The sequence below is a fragment of the Methanobrevibacter sp. UBA212 genome (genome assembly GCF_905233225.1).
GTDB lineage: Archaea > Methanobacteriota > Methanobacteria > Methanobacteriales > Methanobacteriaceae > Methanocatella.
In genome coordinates this window covers 25,469-42,298 of the sequence record NZ_CAJODJ010000006.1, presented here as the reverse complement: position 1 = coordinate 42,298, position 16,830 = coordinate 25,469, and the positions used below count along the sequence as shown (strand labels likewise).

Here is a 16,830-nt window from a genome sequence, read left to right as displayed (position 1 = left end):
TGAAAAATCACCTTATTTTTCATAAATGTTTTATAATACTATTTATAAATATATCCCATATAAACGATAATTTGGAGATATTTATGTTTAGCAAAAGAAAATTATTAGTCTTGCTCCTATTTTCAATCGTTTTAATATCTTCCGTTTCAGCCATCAGTGCTGCAGATGCCAATGCAACTGATGTTCAGACAGCTGATGATGAAAACGTTGAATTAGAGCAAGCTGATTCAAATCAGGATGTCTTGTCTGCTTCATATTCTTTTTCTACATTGAATGATTTGATAAATACCAGCACAAGTTCAGAGATTCAATTAGAAGATGATTATGAATTTAGAACAAGTTATGACGATAATTCTTTAACTGTTGATAGGGATAATGTTGTAATCGAGGGTAAGGGACATACCATTACCGGATCTACAAATTCAAGGAATCCTGCTTACGGATTTAATGTAACTTCAAAAAATGTAGTGATTAAAAATATCAATTTTGTGAATATGGGGTCTTCTCGTATGAATCAGGACGGTGGAGCGATTTCATCCTCTTCTACATTAAATAATTTAACTGTAATTAACTGTACATTTTACAATTGTTGGGGTAAATGGGGCGGCGCTATTTCATATGCTAGTCTTGTCGATAATTGTACTTTTGATTATTGTTATGGTAAAATGGGTGGTGCAATATACTCTTCATCATCAGTTAAAAATTCAAAATTCACTAATTGTAATGCAGAAGATGGAGGTGCCGTATCCGATTGTAACGCTGTCAATTGTATTTTCAAGGATAATGAGGCAGGACAGGGAGGCGCTGGTCGTACGAGTGGTTTTATAAACTGTACTTTCGATGGAAATTCTGCAAGTTATGGGGGTGCTGTTTACCAATATTTTTCAAATGATGAAATTTTTAACTGCACATTCATAAACAATCATGCTTCCGGCTCTGGTGGAGCTCTTTACAGTCCTTTTTCCTATTATTATGTTATAAACTCCACTTTTGAAAATAATACTGCTTACAATTATGCCGTTTCATATCGTGCACATTTGGTTCTTTGCAGCTTCAAAAATAATACTGCAGACAACGGTCTTCCGTATGAATCCGACGCTATAGGAAAGCCAACACTTTACAGTCCGGTTTCATCATATTCATTCACTTGCCCGGACCAGGTTGAGATTCCTATCAATTATGCGTATAAGTGGGGTACTGGAAATAATGACTATTTCAAGTATAAAGGTGAAGTTTACTTATTCAACGGCATCAATACCACTCTTGAGTTATGTGAAGGTTATTCCTATAATGTTATAGCTACATATACTGTTCTATCCGGTTCATCATTCATTGCGGATTTGGATAAGGGTGATTATAGTCTCAGGGCAAGGCAGACCAAGGGAGATTCCAGCAGAACATATTATATTCATGTCTATGGAGAAAAGACTAACATCACTGCCGAAACCAATACCGAAATGTATATCGGCGAAGACAAGCATCTGGTCGTTAATCTCACTGGAAGTAAAAACAATCCTCTTGCTGGATTCAACGTATCCTTAAAGGAAAACGGCAATGTCCTGGACATTTTGACTACCGACAGCAACGGTCAGGTCAGTTTTTCACTTAAAAATCTCACTTTCGGAAACCATAATCTTTATCTTGAATTCTCAGAGGATGCTAGACACGAAGCTTCCAGTTTGCAGGTAACGGTCAATGTTAAGAAATTCGACACCATAATCTGGGCAGACGATATTTCCGCATTTGCAAGCGAGGACATACGCCTGCCTGTTAATCTGACTGATTATAAGAATAATCCGATGGTTGGCTATTCAGTTTACCTTAAGGAAAACGGCAATGTTTTGGATAAATTGACTACTGACGGGGCAGGTCAGGTCACTTTCTCATTAAATAATCTTTCTGAAGGCAGTCACAGTCTTTCTGTTGAATTTTCAGAGGATGATGCCTATTCCTCTTCAAGCGCGCAGGTTAATGTCGTCATCAACAGGTTTTCCACTGTCATAAAGGCAGATAATGTTGATGCTTTTGTAAGCGATGATTTGAGCTTGCTTGTTAACTTGACTGATGGTGAAAACGCTCCAATGGAAGGCTATGTTGTCTATCTTAAGGAAAACGGCAATGTCTTGGATAATCTGACCACCAATTCCTCAGGTCAGGTCAGCTTCTCTTTAAGCGACATATCTGCAGGCAGCCACATTCTTTCAGTTGAATTTTCAGGAAACAGAATCTATGAAGGCTCAGCCGCACAGGTTACAGTTGCTATAGATAAATATAACTCCGTCATTAAGGCGCAGGATGTTGAAGGATACACTTATCAGGACATCAACTTGATTGTCAACCTGACTGACGGGGATAACAAAGCTATGGCGGGCTATGTTGTTTATCTTAAGGAGAATGGTGTTGTTCTGGATAATTTGACTACTGACAATGCAGGTCAGGTAAGCTTCTTATTGAATGGCCTTTCTGAAGGAAGCCATGTTCTTTATGTTGAATTTATGGAAAGCAGATTCTATAGGGGCTCATCCATGCAGGTTTCAGCAGTTATCAATAAGTTTGATTCCGTCATCAAGGCTGATGATATCACAGCATATGCCATTGAAGATATCAATCTTCTTGTCAACTTGACTGACGAGGATAACAAGCCGATGGCGGGATGTGTTGTTTATCTCAAGGAAAATGGTGCGGTTATAGCCAATTTGACTACTGACAATGCAGGTCAGGTCAGATTTTCATTGAACGGACTTTCCGCAGGAAGACACAATCTTTATGTTGAATATTTGGAAAGCATGCTCTATAAGGGTTCATCCATGCCGGTTTTAGTTGTCATCAACAGGCTGGCCAGCTCAATCAGTGCAGACAATATTATTGCATATGCAATCGATGACATAAAGTTGATTGTCAATTTGACTTACGGTGGAAATGCTGCAATAGGGGGAGCTGTGGTTTACCTTAAGGAGAACGGTGCTGTTATAGCTAATTTGACTACTGACAAGTCCGGCCAGGTTATCTTTTCCTTAAATGATCTTCCGGCAGGCAGCCATATGCTTTATATTGAATTTACAGGAAACAGGTGCTTTGAATCTTCAGGAAAGTCTGTTTCAGTCGTTATAAATAAGGTTAATACAATAATTAGGGCCGCTGATGTGGTTGCATTTCGTAATGAAGGAAAAGTCATTGCCAACTTGACTGACCAGTGGGGAAATCCATTATCTGACGCTCAGGTATACTTGAACTTGGCATATTTCAAAAATAGGATGCTTACACCAATTGGAAACGGGCAATATGAGTTTACTTTTAATGGTTTGACTATAGGAAACTTCTCCGGAAAAGTCACATTCAATGAAAATGGAACTCATAATCCTTCAACTGCCGATTTCTCACTGGAAGTATTGGATAGATTGGATTCCTACATCTATGCAGATAATATTACAGTATTTTATGATGAATATGGAATTTTAACCGCTTATCTGAAAGATGCCAATGGAAATCCTATTGAAAATGCCGATGTTAATCTTGTTGTCAATGCCAAGAAGAACACATTGAAAACCGATGCAGAAGGTAAAGTAAACTTTTATTTGTCCCTTTTCAAATTGCCGGTTGGCAGTTTTGATGCAGTAGTTTCCTTTGATTTAACTAACCACTACTTATCATCAACCCTTCATGTAAACGTAACCGTGAACAAGATTCCTACAAAAATTACTGCACCTGATGTGACCTGCACTTATGGCGACGGCGAATATCTGGTTGCAACCCTGAAGGATAAAAACGGCAGGCCTCTTAGAGGTAAGGAAATCTTGGTTAAAATAAATTCCAGATCCATACCTCAGGGCACTGATGAGTACGGTCAGGCAAAATTGGTTGTAAATCTGGTTCCTGGAAACTATACTGCTGAGGTCTGTTTTGAAGGCACCGAATTTTATGATTCAAGTTCATCCACATTAAATATTACTGTAAAAGAAGGCTCTGGAGGTCAGATTATTCCTTATCCTTCCGACGACAATGTCACTGTGGACAATGGCACTTCCGGAAATCAGAGCAGTGTAACTCCTCTGGACAATGGCACTTCCGTAAATCCTAGTGGTCAAACTCCTGTGGACAATGGCACTTCTGGAAATCCTAGTGGTCAAACTCCTGTGGACAATGGCACTTCCGGAAATCAGAAACCTGCTGAAACCACAGTTCCAACAGCTTCAGATAATCCGGGCGAATATGTGGTTGTGACTTTAAAGGACGATTCAGGAAACCTCTTGGTAAATGAGGATGTAATTATTGAATTGGACGGACAGTCAAAGCATTATAAGACCAACGGACAAGGTCAGGTCAAAATATACACTGAATCTTTGGTTCCAAAAACCTATAAGGCCAAGGTAACCGTTTTGGGAGATAATAAAACTTCATCTTTCAACATCAATATTGCCCTTAAAAAGGCAAAAGCAAAAATCGTTGCCAAAAAGAAAAAGTTCAAAGCCAAGAAAAAGGTTAAAAAATATGCCATATATTTGAAGGCAGGTAAAAAACCTATCAAAAATGCTAGGGTAACTCTTAAGATTAAAGGCAAGACCTACAAAGCCAAAACCAATAAGAAAGGTCGGGCAGTATTCAAGCTTAAGAAATTGACCAAGAAAAGAACTTACAAGGCCACCATTACCTATAAGGGCGATAAATGGTATGACAAGGCAACCAAAAAAGTAAAAATTATTGTTAGGTAGATGTTCATCATCTACTCCATCTATTTTTTTGAATTCATCATCTCGCCAAATCCGATTTTCAATCATAATTCAAATGCTATTTTAAGCAAAATTCCCTTCAAGTATTTTCATTTGAATGAAGGAGAATATCGAATAATGGATTGTTTCTTGAATTATATTAAACAATGCAAAAAATTTCATAAAATAAGATGAATATATGTAGATTCATCAATAATTTTAAAAGATTTACGTCGAAGCGCTTCCTATAATTTCAGGGCTGATGAGTTCTGGCAACTTAGATGAAAACATATTTTTTATAGTTTCAATATAGTTAATAATGTAATATGTCTAGGCGTGATTTTATGGGATTACTTGATAGAATTTTTAAACCAAAATGGCAGCATGATGACCCGAAAGTAAGACTTGAAGCGATAAAAAAGCTTGACGATCAGGAAAAATTAGGTGAAGTCGCTATAAATGACTCTGATGAAACAATTCGCCTCGCTGCTGTTGAACGCATTAGGAATGATTCTATTTTAAAGGACATTGTCAGCAATAGCGATGATGTTGATGTTCGCCGGGTCGCTGTTGACCGCATCAGCGATGATTCCATATTAAAGGAAATCGCCATAAATGATTCTGATGACGACATTTCCAACAGGGCACTGGACAGCATTACGGATGGACAGGTTCTTGCTGAAATTGCTGTAAGTGATGAGTCTTCCCGTAACCGTGTCAAATCAGTGGAGAGAATGACCGATGAAAACCTGCTGGCAGACATTGTAAAAAGTGATGAAAATGCATCTGTGCGTCTGGAGGCTGTAAAGGGAATAAATGATGAAAATCTGCTTGAGGAAATCGCCTTAAATGATAAGAGTGCCAGTGTCCGTCTGGAGGCAATCTCTGCCATAAGAAATGAGGCCGTCCTTTCGGAAATTTCAAAAACCGATAATAATGAAACAGTCCGTCTGAAGGCGTTCAAAAAAGTAAGTGAAAATGACTTGATGGAAGACATTGCAAGAAATGCCGAGGATTATCTTATTCGAGTGAATGCAGTTGAATGCATTGGCGATGAGAAAATACTGATTGACATTGTTAAAAACGATGAGGATTCATGGGTTCGTCTGGAAGCCATAAAAAAGGTTTCTCGTGAAGACTTTCTGGCTGATGTGGCAAAGCATGATGATGACACATTGGTTCGCGAACAGGCACTGAATGGCGTTAGTGATGAGGAGCTGTTGGCGGACATTGCAAAGGATGCCGAAGATTCTTGGGTTCGCCTTGAAGCAGTTAAGGGTGTTTTAAGCGAAGAGCTGCTTGAGGATGTCGCATTGTATGCACTTGATTCATGGGTTCGCCTTGAAGCCATTAAGAAGCTGGATGATGAAAGCGTTTTGATTGATGCTGTAAAAACCGATAAGGACATTTGGGTTCGCTGTGAAGCTGTTAAGGGCATAACCGATGAAGTGATTCTTGAAGACATTGCAAAAAATGACAAAAGTTATTTTGTCCGCCTTGAAGCAGTCAAAAAGATTGATGATGAAATCATCCTTGAGGATATTGCAAAAAATGACGACAATTTCAATGTGCGCCTTGAAGCCGAGAAAAAGATTTCTGATGAGGATCTCTTGACCGATTTGGCAACCGATGCTGATGATTCATGGATACGTCAAGATGCCGTTGATGGAGTTCATGATGAAAATATTCTCATTGACATTGCAAAAAATGATAAGGATGCATGGGTTCGCCTTGATGCCATCAAAAAGGTTGATGATGAGGAAATCATAGAGTATGTTTCCAAAAACGACAGGAACTATTATGTGCGTCTTGAGGCCATAAAGCGGGTGGATAATCAGGAATTGCTGGTTGACATTGCCGAAAACGATTCCCATCCTTGGGTTCGCCGTGAAGCTTCCAAAAAAATTGAAGATGCTGGTGTCCGTGAAAGGATAGAATTGGAACTGGACACAAGGGATATTGAGGAAGCCAGCAAAAACGAATATTACACAAAAGTCACAGATTACAATCTAAGCGAATTTGAGCGTGAAGAATATCTTGATGAGATAAGGGATGAAAAGATATTGAGGATGCTTGCGAAGGACAGGTCATTATATGATTTGAGGGTAAAGGCCATTGAAAAGATAACCAATCAGGAATTTCTAAAGGATCTCTACTATAATACGCCTGAAAGTCATGTAAGAAGAGCAATCGTAAATAATATAACTGATAAGGAATTTTTAAGGTTCGTATACAATAATGATGCCGATATCAGTATTTCCAAGCAGGCTTTCACATTGTTGGGTGATGATTTTTGAGCATAATTAAATATCATTAGCAATATAGAATTATATGCTTTCGATTTTTTGAGGTGAAGAAATATGGTCAATTGTCAAAATTGCGGAGAGGAAGTTGTTGAAGGAGCAAAGTTTTGCAAAAACTGCGGCTCTGAAATAGTTGTGGAACAAGCCAATGAAAAAGATACCAAATTCTGTTCCAACTGTGGATTTGAAATGCCGAAGGCATCCAAATTTTGTCCTGAGTGCGGAACCACTGCTGAAAGGGTGCCGCCGGTGATGAACACTACCACTATCGTGGTTCCCTCAAATAAGAGTTCCGGTTTGGCGGCGCTATTGTCATTTCTGATAATAGGATTGGGTCAGGTCTATTTGGGTTTGACCAAAAAGGGAATCATATTGTTTCTTCTTGCCATCATTTCAGGAGTTCTGATGATGGTTCTAATCGGATGGATTACATGGCTGCTTGTATGGGGCTATGCAATTTATGACGCGTACAACTCCTGTGAGAAAATGAAAAAAGGTATTGAAGTTGAAGATACCCTTGATTTCAATAACCTGTTTTAAAGGCATTGTGGATGTTTTTTCATCTGCATTCATTTTTTTTTAATGAATTGTTTTCCGGTTGGGGACATGTGAAAATAACTTATATGATTTTAAACAGATGGTTAAATGATGAAATCTCTTGAAAAAACCTTAAAATCTGTGAGTGAAAACCCTAGATATATCTTTAGATTGACCATTCAGGGAGTTTTGGTCGGCATATTTGCAGGGATAATGGTTTGTTTGTATAGGTTCCTGCTTGCAGGTTCGGAAAGCGTTTTAAGAGATTATTTGGGCATAATACATGGTAATGTATTGTACATTATTTTATTCTTTGTTGCATTGGCAGTGATGGGCCTTTTAATCGACCGGCTGACCAAGTGGGAAGTTGACTCTGCAGGAAGCGGAATACCTCAGGTTTATGCTGAAGTTAAGGGACATATGGAAGCCAATTGGGCAAAGGTGCTTTTCTCAAAGATAGTTGCAGGGGTTCTGACAGCTCTTGGCGGACTGTCACTTGGTCCTGAAGGTCCGTCAGTCCAAATCGGTGGTATGGCAGGAAAGGGAATTGCAAAAATATTCAAGGGATCAAAAACCGATGAGCTGAGACTGATTCTTGTGGGTTCGGCTGTCGGTATTACAGCTGCATTCAATGCGCCATTGGCAGGGGTGATTTTTGTTTTTGAAGAGATAAACCATGGCTTTGACAAGACTTTGGTTTTCATTGCACTTGTATCGGCTATAGTATCGGATTTCATTTCAAAAATGATTTTTGGCCAGTCTACAATCCTTAATTTTCCCGTCTTAACCATTCCTTTGCCGTCCTATTGGATTTTAGTTGTCTTGGGACTGGTTATAGGATTTTTGGGATATCTCTATAATGTCGGAATGATTAAATCCAGCGACATTGTTGCAAATTTAAGGATTCCGTCCTGGCTTAAGTTCGTTCTGGTGTTCATGGTGTCAGGTGTTGTGGCGCTTTTAATTCCTGAGATAAGCGATGGGGGACACTTCATGATGGACATTCTGGACATTGCTGTGCCTTCACTTGGCGTTCTTGTATTGCTTCTGATTTTAAAATACCTGTTTTCAATGTTTTCATTCTCATCAGGATCTCCTGGAGGAATTTTCCTGCCTATACTGGTATTGGGTGCATATATCGGTGCGGTATTTGGAAGCATAGTCGTTCCTGCATTCGGCTGGCAGCATGATGTGATTTATAGGTTTGTCGTAATTTCAATGGCCGGATTTTTCGCAGCCACAGTCAGGTCTCCGATAACGGGCATCGTCCTTCTGGCGGAGATGTCAGGCTCAACTGAATCTCTGGTGGCCATGATTATAGTTTCTCTCATTGCATATGTCGTTCCAACGCTTCTTGGAAACGAACCGATTTATGAATCATTGTATGACAGGTTATTGCTGAAGAAAAATCAGGAATATGTCAAAAAGCCTTCAAAGCATGTGATGTCGGAGTATCTGGTACCTCTTGACTGCAATTATATCAATTTCAAAATTAAGGACATTCCTTTCCCAAAAAATGCCATTGTGGTATCTGTAATAAGGAACGGAAAATATATAATTCCGACAGAGGATTTTAAAATAAAATATTCGGACCAGATTCAGGTTCTGACGGATTCCAATGACTATCCGTTTGTAAGAGAGGAGATTGAAGAGTTGTTCGGTGATTAGATGAGTTTGATTTTTGAAAGAAAAAGCGTACGCAAATATAAAAACGAAAAAGTTCCAGATGATGTAATTGAGAATCTTCTCAAAGCGGGTATGCAGGCACCTTCTTCCTGCAATGCGCAGCCCTGGGAGTTCATTGTCGTATCAAAGCCCGAAGACAAAAAGGCAATTTCTGAAATGCACAGGTTTGCAAAGCCTGCAGAGAATGCATCACATCTGATAGTCACTCTCGGAAATCTCAATGAGGCCAAGGTAATCGGCATGATCGAGCAGGACCTTGGGGCATGCAATGAAAACATACTGCTGCAGGCAACCCATGAGGGATTGGGTGCAGTTTGGCTTGGTTTTCATCCAATCGAAGATAGGACATTGAAATTGAAGGAGTATCTGGAAATTCCTGACCATTGCATTCCTTTTTCCGTCATCTGTGTAGGCTGGCCTGCCCAAAATGGAGAGGTTAAACTGCGATATGATGAATCGAAAGTGCATTTTGACAGGTATTGAACCGGTTTTAATTTAAACTTTAAAATTTTAATTTTTAAAATAATTCTTGATTGTAGGTAAATTTTGTGATATGGTTATATACCATATTTAACAAAGTTATAAATATCAACGAGGATTAACATGGCTAAGACAGACTTATATGATTTTGAACATCTAAACACAACAACTGAAAGTATTTATGAGTTAAGGGAATTTAACGTTTTGATTATCCTAACAAACGGCACTAACCTGACCAACTGGAAAGATGTTGAAAATCGTGAAGATATTTTATTCATCAGTGAAGATTTGTTCGGTGAAACATCCATTGAAGGCAGATACAAGGATTTGGTTAATCTAAAAGCTGTCGTCACATTCGGTGTTGGAAATATTGCCAGTACCAAGGAAATGTTTTCCGGATGCGAATCCCTGGTAGAAATCGCCGCTTTAGACAAGTGGGATGTTTCGCTTGTAACAGATACCAGCAACATGTTTGACGGATGTTCCAGCCTGGAGGACATTTCAGCATTGGAAAATTGGAACATGTCAAACGTTATCGACATGTCATGCATGTTTAGGGGATGTTCCTCACTGGAAGAGGTTTCAGCCTTGAAGGATTGGGATGTAAGCCATGTTGATGATATGCACTACCTGTTCGCCGACTGTGTTCGCCTTAAGGACATTTCAGCCTTGAAGGATTGGGATGTCAGCAATGTAAGGGATGCGGCATGTTTGTTTGAGTTTTGCACATCTCTTGAAGACATTTCCGCCTTGAAAAAATGGAATCTGGTTAATGCATTCAATGTGACCGCACTTTTTAGAAGTTGTGCAAGCCTTAAGAATATCTCTGCATTGTCCAACTGGGATTTGGGTAAAATGACCAATAATAAAAGTATTTTGTCATTATTTGCATATTGTTATTCTCTAAAAAGCATTTCTGCTCTGAAAAAATGGGATTTGTCCAACATAACCAGAATTTCAGCTCTTTTTGAAGGTTGCGTTTCCTTAAAAAGTGTTTCCGATTTGAAGAAATGGGATGTTTCGAATGTAACTTCCTTTGAATATTTGTTTAAGAACTGCTCTTCCCTGACTGACATATCCGCTTTGAAATCATGGGATATTTCAAATGTGATGTCTCTGAAAAGCATGTTTAAGCATTGTGAGGATTTGGAGGATGTTTCTGACCTGAAGGATTGGGATGTAAGCAATATAAGATCAATGGAAGGCATGTTCAAGCAGTGTGATTCTTTAGTTGACGTTTCAAGTTTGTCCCAATGGAATCTGTCTGAAAATGTGACTTTGGATCATATTTTCGATGACTGTGAACTGCTGGAAATCTATCCCGAATGGTTTAAAGTGGAAGTTATAAAAAATTCCGGCTTTGACAAGCAGTCCCGTAAGAAGGTTATTGAAAATCTGGATGAATCGTTTTTCAAGACAAACAATCTGAATGACTTCAGCAAGGAACAGCAATTATATATTGTCCAAGCAACTTCAAACCAGTCTCTTTTGGCATTTATTGTTGACAGGAGTCAGTTCAAGGAGATTTCAGGCATCGCTTTCAGTAAGATTACAGATGAAAGCGTTCTGGCAGAAATTGCGCTTCATGACCATAACTATGATGTCCTGCCTTCAAAGGACAGTTCAAATCCTTTGGATTTAAATTTCTTTTTTTATAATCGTGAAAAGGCTTTCCTGAAAATCGAAAATCAGGCAATGCTTGTAAACATTGCCAAAGAAAGCCCGCATACTTTAAATAGTATCGAATATCTTGGGGAATATGTTGACAATGAGGATATATGGGTTGACATTACTTTAAATGCAAAATCAAAGGGTGTAAGATTCTTCGCTTTTACAAAACTTCAATCTGAATCAGCCTTTCAAAGGATTATTGATGAATCATCCGATGAAAAGCTTTTAATCATATCTCATAAAAGAATTGACAATGAATAATTGTTAAAATCATTTAGTCAAGTTTAAATAAGACTAACTATAAATTTTTACACAATAACTTAATGTTTTAAGTTAAATTATTTAGAGGTTAAAACTATGGTAAGTGTAAACGTAGAAGCTAAAAAAACCGTAGATGTGATGATTGAAAAAGCAGATGAATTAAACATCGCTGTTGCAACTTTAGATAATGGTGCTACTGTTATCGACTGTGGTGTAAATGTCGATGGAAGCTTTAAAGCAGGAGAACTTTATACTAAAGTTTGTCTTGGTGGACTTGCAGATGTTGGAATTTCTATTCCTGGAGATTTGTCTGAAAAATTCGCACTTCCTTCAGTAAAAATCAAAACCGACTCACCTTCAATTTCAACCTTAGGTTCTCAAAAGGCAGGTTGGTCAGTATCTGTTGGTGATTTCTTTGCATTAGGTTCAGGACCTGCAAGAGCAATCTCATTAAAGCCTGCAGAAACCTATGAAGAAATCGGCTATGATGACAAAGGCGCAGATTTGGCTATTCTGACCCTGGAAGCTGATGTCTTGCCTGGTGATGAAGTCGCTCAATACATTGCTGATGAATGTGACGTTGACGTTAAAGATGTTTACTTGCTTGTAGCTCCTACTTCTTCTCTCGTTGGATCCATCCAAATTGCAGGAAGAGTTGTTGAAAACGGAACTTACAAAATGTTGGAATTCATTAAATTCGATGTTACCAAAGTTAAGCATGCCGCAGGTATTGCACCAATCGCACCTGTTGACCCTGACGGCTTGAAGGCAATGGGTAAAACCAACGATGCAGTACTGTTTGGTGGAAGAACCTACTACTATGTTGAATCCGAAGAAGGAGATGACATTGCTGCTGTAGCTGCTCAACTGCCATCTTCCGCTGCTGACGGATATGGTAAACCATTCTTCGATGTATTCAAAGATGCAGGATTCGACTTCTATCAAATCGATAAGGGAATGTTTGCTCCTGCAGAAGTAGTAATCAATGATTTAACTACTGGTAAAATGTATAAAGAAGGATTTGTAAACGCTGAATTGCTCAAAAAATCCTTCGGTGTAGATGAATAATTTTATTCATCATTTTTTTCTTTTTTTGCAATATTTATTTAACATTTGTTTCATTTTTTAACAACCTTAATATACAGTAATGAATATATTATTTTTGTCGACTCACTTGAGTGATTGATTTTTAAAGGTGAAAAAATGGAAATAATGGAAATAATTAAGGAAGCCATGGTATTTCCCTCAAAGGATATAGTGAAACTTGCAGTATACATTGCTCTTTCAGTTGTTTCTGTCCTGTTGGGAGCATTTGGAATTATATATTTGGCAATAGGTGTGGCATCTCAATCATTTTGGATCATTATTGGACTCATTGCATTTATCGCAGCTTTAATCTTGGGTTTTATAACTACAGGATATATTGTAAGCATTATAAGGTCCGGAATTGAACATGAGGAAAGTGCTCCTCAATTTATGTGGAAAGAAAACCTTGTAACAGGTATTAAATTTGTGGTTTTAAATATTGTCTATTTCATAATTCCGGCAATAGTCGTTTTAATCCTTGGATGGGCTACAAACTTATTTGGAATGGCTTCAATAATGTTTACTAGAATGATGTATGCATCAATGGCCGCTCCTGCAAATGCAACAGTGACAATTGCAGATGTCGTTCCACAGTCAATGATTATTAGTTTCGGAAATTCATTAATCATTGTCGGTATTGTCGCATTCATATTGTTTGTAATCTTCGGATTCCTTGAAACCATGGGTCAATGCAGGCTTGCAAAAACAGACAGCCTCGGATATGCCGTCAACATTCCCGAAGCATTCAGGGACATTGGAAGAATAGGCTTTGGAAAGGTAATTGGACTTACAGTCCTAATATTTGTAATTATTCTTGTTATCAATTGCATTATATCAGGATTAAACGCTTATATAGCAGGATTCAGTATTTTGTCCATTATAGTAACTCCATACTTGTCATTCTTCGCTGCAAGGGCATCCGGACTCCTGTATTCTGATATAGCTTAAATTTTTTTTAAGCTATCTTTTTTTTTTAAAAATTTTTCAATAAACTTTTAAATGATAATTTCCATATATTATATTATTCTATATAGAATAGATACTTCAATTATTTATAATGGAGATGTATAAAATGGCTGAATTAAAAGGTACAAAAACTGAAGCAAACTTACAAGCAGCTTTTGCTGGTGAGTCCCAAGCACATACTAAATACCAATACTTTGCTGCAAAAGCAAAAGAAGAAGGTTACGTTCAAATCCACGATATTTTCATGGAAACCTCTAAAAACGAAAGAGAACACGCTAAAATCTGGTACAAATTGTTACACGATGAAGAAATTCCAGACACAATAGCAAACCTCAACGCAGCAGCAGACGGTGAAAACGAAGAATGGACCCAAATGTACAAAGAATTCGCAGAAACCGCAAAAGAAGAAGGTTTCCCAATGATTGCATTCTTATTTGAAAAAGTGGGAGCAATCGAAAAAGAACACGAAGAAAGATACAGAACCTTACTCGCTAATGTTGAAAACGATGCTGTATTCAACAAAGAAGCAGAAATCGAATGGAAATGTGAAAACTGTGGATTCGTATTTTCAGGACCTAACGCACCTGAAAAATGTCCTGTATGTGGACTTCCAAAAGCACACTTCGAAGAAAGAGCTACCAACTTCAAATAAGCTCTTTAACTTTTTTTCTTTTTTTTAATTTTGTGATTTAATGAACAAGATGGTAGTATTTTTAATCAGACACCCTCGCCATAATGACGTATCAATCAAGGGTCTGGTTGATGGGGATTATCTGTTTGATGAGCAGGCAAAGGAGTATGCCGATGGAATAATCCAGTATTATCAGGGGGATAACCTGAGATGGGAATTTCCCGCAAACCAGTTCATGAAACATTCAATCAAATGGAATGCATATGAGGAGATGAAGGATTATATTTCAGGCGTTGAAGAGGATTTGGCACTGAAAATTTTCGAAGGCGACAGGAATGTCGGCTATATCTCATATGGTGATTTTAAAATTGATAGAGATGTTCTAACATGGTGATTTGTAACTGATTGGTAACTAAAACTATAAATATCATATGATTAATATTATACAAAAGGAGATGATAAAATGGCAGATTTAAAAGGATCTAAAACCGAAGAAAATTTGAAAGCAGCACTCGCTGGTGAATCTCAAGCTCGTGTAAAATATGAATTTTACGCATCCCAGGCTAAAAAAGATGGTTACGTTGAAATTAAAGAAATTTTCCAAGAATCATCTGACAACGAAAAGGAACATGCAAAAATTTGGTTCAAATTATTGAATGGTGGAGGAGTGCCTGACACTTTAACCAACCTTGCAGATGCAGCTGCAGGCGAAAACCACGAATGGACCGTAATGTACAAAGAATTTGCAGAAACTGCACGTGAAGAAGGCTTTGACGACATTGCAGCATTATTCGATGCAGCAGGTGCAACAGAAAAGGTTCACGAAGAAAGGTACAACGCATTGTCCGACAAAATCAAAGCTGACAAAGTATTCAAGAAAGATGAAGAAATCGCATGGAAATGTAACAACTGCGGATACATCCATTATGGAAAAGAAGCTCCGGAAGTTTGTCCATTATGTGATCACCCACAAGCACACTTCAGAAAACAAGATACTAGTTACATCTAGATTCTTTTTTTCTTTTTTCTTTTTTTCGTAACATTTATATTATTCAACTATCTAATATCTATTAAAAAGTGATATTATGATAGAAAACAACATTTGTCTTTTAACAGACAGTTATAAGGTAACTCATCACTATTTCTATCCTAAAGGCACTGAAAAGATTTATTCATACCTTGAAAGTAGAGTAGGTGCTGAGTTTAACAAAACAATTTTTTACGGACTTCAGTACATCATCAAGAAATATCTTGAAGGCCGTATTGTCACTCAGGAAAAGATTGACGAAGCAGACAACCTGATTGCTAATCATATAGGTCCTGACATCTTCAACAGGGATGGCTGGCAATACATACTGGATGAGCATGACGGCTATTTGCCGATTGAAATAAAGGCGGTCGCTGAAGGAACTCCCGTTGATGTGGGAAATGCACTGATGACAGTCGAGAATACCGATGACAGGTCATTTTGGCTGCCTAATTACCTGGAGCCATTGCTTTTGCAGGTATGGTATCCTTCAACCGTTGCAACTCTCTCTGCAGAGGTCAGAAAGCTATGCAATTTCTATCTGGAAGTGACCGGCTCTGTAAAGGATAATCTTGACTTCATGCTCCATGATTTCGGATACAGGGGAGCAACTTCAACCGAATCAGCCATGCTTTCCGGTTCAGCCCATCTGCTCAGCTTTTCAGGAACAGACACCATTGCGGCATTGACAATGCCTGAAAACTATTACAACGACTCCAACCTATACGGATTTTCCGTCCAGGCAACAGAACACAGCGTAATGACTTCCCTTGGTCCTGATGGTGAAATTTCACAGATTCTAAATGTAATTGATAATGCAAAGGACGGAGTGCTGTCAATGGTTATAGATTCATACAACTACAGGAACTTCCTTGAAGAAGCCGGAAAATCCGGAACAGAACTCAATGAGGCCATTCTGAATTTCCTGGATGGTGAGGATAACAAGATCGTATTCAGGCCGGACAGCGGTGAGCCCGTATCCACAACCATTGACTGTTTGAATCTGCTTTCAGAAGGATTTGGAAGCCATCTCACCGACAAGGGCTATAAGGTATTTGACTTGAACATCGGACTCTTATGGGGTGACGGCCTGAACTATCAAAAAATCCGTGATATCCTCTTTGCAATGAAATCCGCTGGATGGGCAGCCCAGAACATCATATTCGGTATGGGCGGAGGACTTCACACTGCCGTCAACCGTGACACCCAGAGAAACGCATTCAAATGTTCAGCCCAATTGCGTGACGGTGTCTGGCATGACATATTCAAGAATCCTCTTGATTCAAGTAAAAAGTCAAAGACAGGAAGATTCAAGCTGATAAAGGAGAACAAATCTTTTAAAACAGTTTCAATTGACAGTGAAGGTGAAAATTACCTTCAGACTGTATTTAAAGATGGGGAACTGTTGATTGATGACACCTTTGCGGATATCAAGCAAAGGGCATTGAACTATTCAAATTTCTTATAAGGTGATAA

Annotated in this window: 12 protein-coding genes; all 12 read left to right on the top strand. The window is 38.4% G+C overall.

What is annotated here, in order from left to right:
• The first annotated feature begins 83 nt into the window (after positions 1-83).
• The 12 genes from QZ138_RS01815 to QZ138_RS01760 all read left to right on the top strand — a co-directional run bounded on the left by QZ138_RS01815 (position 84) and on the right by QZ138_RS01760 (position 16,822).
• Positions 84-4,709: an Ig-like domain repeat protein gene (locus tag QZ138_RS01815; protein ID WP_292885498.1), complete on the top strand. Its 4,626-nt coding sequence runs from the start codon at positions 84-86 to the stop codon at positions 4,707-4,709.
• Positions 4,710-5,050: 341 nt separating this feature from the next.
• The gene (locus QZ138_RS01810) at positions 5,051-7,003 is read left to right on the top strand and encodes a HEAT repeat domain-containing protein (protein WP_292885495.1); all 1,953 of its coding nucleotides are present in this window, start codon (positions 5,051-5,053) and stop codon (positions 7,001-7,003) included.
• A 63-nt stretch (positions 7,004-7,066) separates the two neighbouring features.
• On the top strand, positions 7,067-7,549 hold the full coding sequence (locus QZ138_RS01805) for a zinc ribbon domain-containing protein (protein WP_292603235.1): 483 nt from the start codon (positions 7,067-7,069) through the stop codon (positions 7,547-7,549).
• A gap of 105 nt (positions 7,550-7,654) precedes the next feature.
• Complete coding sequence (locus tag QZ138_RS01800) at positions 7,655-9,214, top strand: ClC family H(+)/Cl(-) exchange transporter (RefSeq protein ID WP_292885492.1); 1,560 nt, start codon at positions 7,655-7,657, stop codon at positions 9,212-9,214.
• Entirely contained in the window at positions 9,215-9,715 is a 501-nt protein-coding gene (locus QZ138_RS01795; RefSeq protein ID WP_292885489.1) for a nitroreductase family protein, read from the top strand.
• A 120-nt stretch (positions 9,716-9,835) separates the two neighbouring features.
• Entirely contained in the window at positions 9,836-11,644 is a 1,809-nt protein-coding gene (locus QZ138_RS01790) for a BspA family leucine-rich repeat surface protein (protein WP_292885486.1), read from the top strand.
• A gap of 96 nt (positions 11,645-11,740) precedes the next feature.
• Positions 11,741-12,712 (top strand): methenyltetrahydromethanopterin cyclohydrolase, encoded by a 972-nt coding sequence (gene mch, locus QZ138_RS01785; protein WP_292885484.1) that lies wholly within the window; start codon positions 11,741-11,743, stop codon positions 12,710-12,712.
• Positions 12,713-12,847: 135 nt separating this feature from the next.
• Entirely contained in the window at positions 12,848-13,678 is an 831-nt protein-coding gene (locus tag QZ138_RS01780; protein ID WP_292885481.1) for a DUF4013 domain-containing protein, read from the top strand.
• 124 nt (positions 13,679-13,802) lie between these two features.
• Positions 13,803-14,348 carry a rubrerythrin gene (gene rbr, locus QZ138_RS01775; protein ID WP_342765662.1) on the top strand — a complete coding sequence of 182 codons (546 nt, stop codon included), beginning with the start codon at positions 13,803-13,805 and terminating at the stop codon, positions 14,346-14,348.
• Between the two features lie 40 nt (positions 14,349-14,388).
• Complete coding sequence (locus QZ138_RS01770) at positions 14,389-14,721, top strand: hypothetical protein (RefSeq protein ID WP_292885475.1); 333 nt, start codon at positions 14,389-14,391, stop codon at positions 14,719-14,721.
• A 69-nt stretch (positions 14,722-14,790) separates the two neighbouring features.
• Positions 14,791-15,336, top strand: a complete 546-nt coding sequence (rbr, locus tag QZ138_RS01765) for a rubrerythrin (protein WP_292885472.1) — start codon at positions 14,791-14,793, stop codon at positions 15,334-15,336.
• 76 nt (positions 15,337-15,412) lie between these two features.
• Entirely contained in the window at positions 15,413-16,822 is a 1,410-nt protein-coding gene (locus QZ138_RS01760) for a nicotinate phosphoribosyltransferase (RefSeq protein WP_292885469.1), read from the top strand.
• Positions 16,823-16,830 lie beyond the last annotated feature (8 nt).

Coding starts and splice junctions, on each gene's coding strand:
- QZ138_RS01815 (WP_292885498.1), top strand. CDS start 84: ATGTTTAGCAAAAGAAAATTATTAGTCTTGCTCCTATTTTCAATCGTT.
- QZ138_RS01810 (WP_292885495.1), top strand. CDS start 5,051: ATGGGATTACTTGATAGAATTTTTAAACCAAAATGGCAGCATGATGAC.
- QZ138_RS01805 (WP_292603235.1), top strand. CDS start 7,067: ATGGTCAATTGTCAAAATTGCGGAGAGGAAGTTGTTGAAGGAGCAAAG.
- QZ138_RS01800 (WP_292885492.1), top strand. CDS start 7,655: ATGATGAAATCTCTTGAAAAAACCTTAAAATCTGTGAGTGAAAACCCT.
- QZ138_RS01795 (WP_292885489.1), top strand. CDS start 9,215: ATGAGTTTGATTTTTGAAAGAAAAAGCGTACGCAAATATAAAAACGAA.
- QZ138_RS01790 (WP_292885486.1), top strand. CDS start 9,836: ATGGCTAAGACAGACTTATATGATTTTGAACATCTAAACACAACAACT.
- mch (WP_292885484.1), top strand. CDS start 11,741: ATGGTAAGTGTAAACGTAGAAGCTAAAAAAACCGTAGATGTGATGATT.
- QZ138_RS01780 (WP_292885481.1), top strand. CDS start 12,848: ATGGAAATAATGGAAATAATTAAGGAAGCCATGGTATTTCCCTCAAAG.
- rbr (WP_342765662.1), top strand. CDS start 13,803: ATGGCTGAATTAAAAGGTACAAAAACTGAAGCAAACTTACAAGCAGCT.
- QZ138_RS01770 (WP_292885475.1), top strand. CDS start 14,389: ATGAACAAGATGGTAGTATTTTTAATCAGACACCCTCGCCATAATGAC.
- rbr (WP_292885472.1), top strand. CDS start 14,791: ATGGCAGATTTAAAAGGATCTAAAACCGAAGAAAATTTGAAAGCAGCA.
- QZ138_RS01760 (WP_292885469.1), top strand. CDS start 15,413: ATGATAGAAAACAACATTTGTCTTTTAACAGACAGTTATAAGGTAACT.